Genomic DNA, 6,044 nt, shown 5'->3' with positions numbered 1-6,044 from the left:
GGCCGACGACGCCGACTGGTCGCTCCGCCCCGCCACCGCGGAGGACGCCGCGGCGATCGCCGAGCTGCGCGCGGTCGTCATGCGCCCGTCGCTCGAGACGCTCGACCGCTACGACGAGCACCGCGTGCGGCACCGCTTCCTCGACGGCTACCGGCCCGAGCTCACCCGCGTGATCGAGCTCGACGGCGCCTTCGCCGGGAGCATCGCCGCGCGGGTCGAGCCGGACGCGGTCTGGATCGAGCACTTCTACCTGGCGCCGCACGCACAGGGACGCGGAGTCGGCGGCGCCGTCCTGCGTCGGGTGATGGCGGAGGAGGCGCGGCCGGGTCTGCCCTTCCGGCTCGACGTGCTGAAGCGCAGCGACGCCCGCCGCCTCTACGAGCGGCACGGCTTCCGGTTCGAGCGCGCTCTGGAGTGGGACGACATCCTCGTCGCGCCGCCTGTCTCCTGACCCCTGATCGGGGAGGACGACGGGGCGCGGGCCGCCGCTAGCATGAGCGCGATCCCCTCCGCCGGGTCGGCCGCAGGGCGACCTCCTCCTGGAAGCAGGCACTCCGCCGTGTCCCCGCTCGTTCTGAGGTCCGCCGCCTCCGCGGTCCTCGTCGCCGCCCTGGCGATCACCTCCGGCCCGCTCGCCTCCGCCGCATCGGCGGCCGCGCCGTCGGCCGCCCCCGTCGCCGCATTCGGCGCCGCCTCCGACGCGCCCCGCTCGATCGTGCTCCCCGAGGGGCAGCCGCTCTGGCAGCCCAGCGCCGAGTCCCCCCTGCCCGCCGTGCCGGACGAGGCGCCGAGCGCCGCCCGTGCGAGCGCTGCGGCGTCGATCAGCGGCCGTGTCGTGGTCGAGGAGGCCGACGGCTCGATCGCGACCACCACTCCCCGCGGCGCCCTCCTGAACGTCGAGGTCTGGTCGAGCGAGGCGGGGCTCCTCGGGAACCACTCCGTCGCCGGCGACCTCACCTTCAGCATCGACGGGCTCACCGCCGGGCAGACCTACTACCTGCTGATCAAGGACAACGCCGACCTGTACGCCGACCTCTGGTCCGGCGGCAGCGCCGTCGCCCGCAGCGCCGAGCCGCTCCAGGCCCCGGCGGCCGGCGTGCAGCTGCGCACCGCACGGCTGGGCTCGCTCGAGGGACGCCTGAGCGGCGTCGCGGGCGACCAGCGCGTCGACATCTGGTACCGCGACCCGGGAACCGACGGCTACTTCCGCACCGGCGAGCTCGACCTGATCACGGGCGGCGACAACCCGTACTCGTTCCAGCAGGTCGTCCCCGGCGACTACCTCGTCCGGGCGTCGAGCCGCGACGACGTGATCGACGACAGCTACTGGGACCACGTCCTCCGCTCGGGCGACGCGGGCGACGTGCGCGTCCCGGTGGGCGGATCGGCCGCCGGGATCGACCTCTCGCTGAGCAGCGACTACCAGCAGTACACCGGCCGCCTCGCCGGATCGGACCGCTACGCGACCTCGGTGGAGGCGACGGGCTACTTCTCCCCGGGCATCCCGGTGCTCTACGTGGCCAGCGGGGCGAACTGGCCGGATGCGCTGAGCGCCGGCCCGGCCGCCGCCGCCCTCGGAGGCGCGATCCTGCTCACCGATCCCGACCGCCTGCCTCGGGTCGTCTCCGACGAGATCCGCCGCCTCCGCCCGGAGCGGGTCGTGGTCGTCGGCAGCGAGCTGAGCGTGAGCCCCGGGGTCCTCTCCGCGATCCGCTCGATCGTCGGCGGCACCGAGCGCATCGGCGGGACGGACCGCTACGACACCTCCCGCCGGATCGTCGCGGACGCCTTCGGCACCGGCCCCTACTCGAACATGTTCGTCGCGACCGGCACGAACTTCCCTGACGCCCTGTCGGCCGCGCCCATCGCCGGCTGGCGTGCGCAGCCCGTGCTGCTGGTCGACGGTGCGACCTCGGGCGCCGACTCCGCGACCGCGACCGCGGTGCGCGACCTGGCGCCGGAGCACGTGGAGTTCCTCGGCGGCGACCCCTCGATCCGGGACGCGTACGTGGCGGACTTCGCGCGTCGCGGCCTCGCCCCCTCGGTCTCGAGGATCGCCGGCCGCGACCGCTACGAGACCAGCGTCGAGCTGAACAGCGCCTACCCCCAGTCGCTGCTGCAGGACAGCGTCTTCCTCGCCGCGGGGTCCTCCTTCGCCGACGCCCTCTCGGGAGCGACGACGGCGGCGGCCCTGGGCTCGTCCGTGCTGCTGACCGAGCGCGACTGCGTGCACGACTCGACGCTGCGCTTCCTGGCCTCCAACTCGAAGAACTACGCGTTCCTGCTCGGCGGGGAGCCGACGCTCACCGAGGACGTGGCGAACCTCCGCAACTGCGAGTACGACTTCTGACGACGCGTGTTCCCGGGGTCCGGGGCTAGGGTGCGAGCATGCCCACGAGCGATGAGACCTGGACCCTGGCCGAGCACGACGTACCGGTGTACCGCAGCGGTGAGGGCGGCCGCGCGCTGATCCTGATCCACGAGGTCTGGGGGGTCGACGGGCACATCCGCTCGGTCGCCGACCGCTACGCGGCCGAGGGCTACAGCGTCGTCGCCCCCGAGCTCCTGGCCGACAGCGGCCTGCTCGAGCAGCTCGACGAGGAGCAGCGCGCCGACTACGACCACCCGGTGCGGCGCCTGCCGCGCCAGGTCGAGCTGCGCACATTCTTCGCCCCCGTCTTCACTCCGGAGCACGCGACGCGCACCGTCGCGATCCTCCGCGCCCTCGTCGAGCGGCTCCTGCGCCAGGAGGGCGCGACCAGCGTCTCCGTCACCGGGTTCTGCTACGGCGGCACCTTCTCGTGGGCGCTCGCGCTGGCCGAGCCGCGGCTGGCGGCGGCCGTGCCGTTCTACGGGCACGTCATTGCGTCCGCCGAGGAGCTCGGCGCGCTGCAGGTGCCGGTGCTGGCGTTCCTGGGCGATCAGGACGCTCCCCTCGTCGAGCAGGTGCCGCGCCTCCGCGAGGCGACCGAGGGCAAGGACGTCGAGGTCGTCGTCTACCCGGGAGCGGGCCACGCCTTCTTCAACGACGCGAACGAGCAGACCTATCAGGCCGAGGCGGCGACCGACGCCTGGCCGCGGGCGCTCGCGTTCCTCGGAGCGCACGCGGGCTGAGCGGGCTGTGCGGGATCAGCGGGTGAGGATCCACGCCACCAGGTAGCTGCGCGAGTCGGCGCTGTCGATCGAGGAGTCCGGCAGGCGCTCCGCCCGCGCGAGAGCCGCGGCCGGGTCGCTGGTCGCCTGCAGCATCAGCACGTAGTCGGCGAGCGGCGCGCCTGGGGCTCCGGCCACGAGCTCGTCGACCCGCGAGGGGTCGGGGAGGAACGCGGTCGACGGCGGCATCGGGATCAGCTCGATCCCCAGCAGCGCCGAGGGTGTCGCGTCGAAGAAGGTGGCGTAGTCGCGCTTGCCGCCCCAGTTGATCGCGACGAACGGCGCTTCGAAGCCGACCGGCGTCTCCGGGCTCAGCCAGAGGTCTGCGGCCGCCTGCGTCTCGAGGGAGAGCAGCCAGCGCGCCTCCTCGAGCAGCGGCGCGTTCCCGGAGGCGGCGGCCCAGAGGGCGAGGCCGTTCCAGGCGTTGACCGCCTCGGACACCGACTCCTGGTCGTTGCCGTCCCGGGCCGGCGCGAGCCCCGAGGCCCAGGAGTGGCCGCGGTACGCGTCGAACACGCGCAGCCGCGGGAACTCGGCGGTGTCGACGGGAGAGGCGAGATCCAGGGCGAGCAGGTCCGCGACGGTCCGGTACCGCTCGAGGAGGGACGGGTCCTCGGCGGCCAGCATCCCGACGGCGGAGAGCAGGTAGCCGTAGTGGAAGTGGTGGTCGTTGAACGCGTCGGACCCGAACGACGGCGCGGAGCCGACGACGCCTCCGAGCACGGGGTCGTAGACGACGCACTTCACGGCACCCGGTGCGCAGCCGCGCGGGTCGAGCCACTGGTCGAGCTCGGCGGCGATCCGGTCGTGCAGGTCGGCCGCCACCTCCTCCAGGCCGAGGTCGACGGCGAGACGGTGCAGAGCAGCGGCGCGGTAGAGCTCCTTGCCGGCTCCGTAGGTGTCGGGCGCGGCGAAGCGGGTGGCCGCGGCGTCGAGTGGCACCTGCGTCCGGAGCGTCGTCTTCTCCTCGGCCGTGAGGGAGCCGAGATCGAGCGCCCCCGACTCGACGATAGTGGGGGCGGCGCGGGAGAACGACGTTCCCGCACGGAGCCCCACCCGGCCGTAGAGCGTGTCGTAGCCGATCGCCCCCTCGGCCCCGAGGCCGAAGAACGTCTCGGCGCCGCCCTCGGTCCGCAGCGCGTAGGTCGTGGTGGTGGTGCTCGCCGTGACGTCGTGGGAGACGCTCGCGCCCTCGAGGGGCACTGCACGACGCCGAAGCTCGTCGATCCGCGCCCTGCTCGCTCCCGGAGGCACCGCGAAGAGGAGCAGCGTGCCGTCCAGCGTCATCCGGGGGAACGTATCGAGGGCGGCGGCGGGCGCCACCAGCCCGTACCGCTGTCCGCCCGCGGTGACCAGGAGCAGGCCGCCGGCCGCGCGCTCGGGAGCGGTGGCGCCTCCGATCAGCACCGTCTGGGCGCTCTCGGTCCGGTAGGAGGCGTAGGGCCAGCCCTCGGCTGCGACGAGCTCACCGGCACCCGCGAGGCTCCAGTGCGCGACGAGGTCGTCGAACGCGGAGAGCGCCACCGCGCTCGAGGGGACCGTCACGGTGAGATCGTCCCGGGCGAGGGCGTAGACGGTCCGCGGAGCCGCCTCCACGATCGGGAGGCCGACGGTGAAGCCGTCGGCGCGCGGCGTGACGGTGAGGATCCCCGTGTAGAGCGGGAGATCCTCCCCGAACACCGGTCCGGACACCCACGAGTTCGTCGGCGGCCGCACCCCTTCGGCGAGCCGCGGCGTCCCCGCGTAGGGGCCGGGGACCTGCGGCAGCTCCCGCGCGTGCACGGACGCTGCCACGGCCCAGTCGGACGCGGAGCCGTCGGACGTGCATCCGGTGAGGCCTGCGAGTGCGAGGGCGAGAGCGAGGGCCGCCCCCGCCCCGCGCCTCACCGCGCGAACCCGCCGGGCGTGAAGAGCCTGCCGAGCTGGGCGACCAGCCAGCCGCCGAAGCCGTCGCCGTCGTCGCGGAGCCGCACCTCCGCCGCGACGGGAGCTCCGACCACGGTGTAGTCCTGCGTCGTGATCTCGTCGGTGCGCGCGCGGATGACGGTCGTCGCCCGCCCCTCGTGGAACCGCTCCACCTCGACGTCGTAGATCTCGGCGTCGACGGTCGTCCCGTCCGGCATCGCCACGGCGACGGTGCCGCCGATGGGGACCCGCGAGTAGTCCCGGGCGCCGAGCACGAACTCGCTCTCGAGGTGGATCGAGTCCGAGATCGCGACGACCGCGATCATCTGGTCCTCCTCGACGAAGGAGCCGATCTCGGCGTCGACCGACGTGACCACGCCGTCCAGCGCCGCCGTGAAGACCATCAGGCCGCCCTCCTCGATCCGGTAGCCAACATCGGCGCTGGTGAACGTCTTCGTCTGCATGTCGGACTCGAGGACGGTGCTCTGCAGGCTGAAGAGCACGTCGCCCTTCTCCACCGCGTCGCCGCGGGAGATCGTGAGGTCCTGGATCGTGCCCGCGTAGGGCGTCCCCAGTGAGTACTCGTCGGTGACGAGCTGAGCGCTCGCCGCCCGCACGGTGAGCGACGAGTTGTTCGCGTAGACAAGGCCGGCGGCGGCGACGCCGAGCGCGAGGGCGCACGAAGCGAGGAAGCCGAGCCAGCGCAGCGCGGTCATGCCGCACCCACGGCGAGTCCGTGGCGTCCCGCGGCGGCGGGGCCGCTCGGAGCGACCACCTCGGCCCGGGCGGCGCGCTTCAGGAGGACGTGCTCGCGCGCCGCGATCACCGCGAACGCTCCGAGCGTGAGGGTGTTCAGGACGTTCCAGGCGAGCGCCACCGAGTACTCCGCGGTCCACTCCGCCTTGAGGAAGCCGACGACGGAGGTCGCGGCCAGGAACACCAGGAAGACCATCTGCACCTTGATGAAGTTGAAGGGCGAGGCAGCC

5 protein-coding genes and 1 pseudogene are annotated in these 6,044 nt (G+C 73.5%); 3 read left to right on the top strand and 3 right to left on the bottom strand.

Annotated features, from left to right (window positions below; translation table 11 throughout):
* The 3 genes from C5D04_RS17370 to C5D04_RS17360 form a co-directional block, all read left to right on the top strand.
* The coding region (locus tag C5D04_RS17370) for a GNAT family N-acetyltransferase (protein WP_258068968.1) at nucleotides 1–451 on the top strand (451 nt) is incomplete at its 5' end.
* Nucleotides 452–559: 108 nt separating this feature from the next.
* Complete coding sequence (locus C5D04_RS17365; protein WP_104348126.1) at nucleotides 560–2,350, top strand: cell wall-binding repeat-containing protein; 1,791 nt, start codon at nucleotides 560–562, stop codon at nucleotides 2,348–2,350.
* 38 nt (nucleotides 2,351–2,388) lie between these two features.
* The gene (locus tag C5D04_RS17360; RefSeq protein WP_104348125.1) at nucleotides 2,389–3,114 is read left to right on the top strand and encodes a dienelactone hydrolase family protein; all 726 of its coding nucleotides are present in this window, start codon (nucleotides 2,389–2,391) and stop codon (nucleotides 3,112–3,114) included.
* Between the two features lie 15 nt (nucleotides 3,115–3,129).
* Here the strand turns inward: C5D04_RS17360 and C5D04_RS17355 are convergent, their stop codons facing one another.
* From C5D04_RS17355 to C5D04_RS18420, 3 genes and pseudogenes are all read right to left on the bottom strand, one after another.
* Entirely contained in the window at nucleotides 3,130–4,947 is a 1,818-nt protein-coding gene (locus tag C5D04_RS17355; protein WP_146087899.1) for a glycosyl hydrolase, read from the bottom strand.
* An 89-nt stretch (nucleotides 4,948–5,036) separates the two neighbouring features.
* Entirely contained in the window at nucleotides 5,037–5,774 is a 738-nt protein-coding gene (locus C5D04_RS18425) for a biotin/lipoyl-binding protein (protein ID WP_104247768.1), read from the bottom strand.
* A pseudogene (locus C5D04_RS18420) lies at nucleotides 5,771–6,044 on the bottom strand (glycosyl transferase family 2); the annotation flags it as partial. The gene C5D04_RS18425 and the pseudogene C5D04_RS18420, both read right to left, overlap by 4 nt.

The sequence above is a fragment of the Rathayibacter sp. AY1D2 genome (genome assembly GCF_002932695.1).
GTDB lineage: Bacteria > Actinomycetota > Actinomycetes > Actinomycetales > Microbacteriaceae > Rathayibacter.
This window is presented reverse-complemented; position numbering and strand designations above follow the sequence as displayed.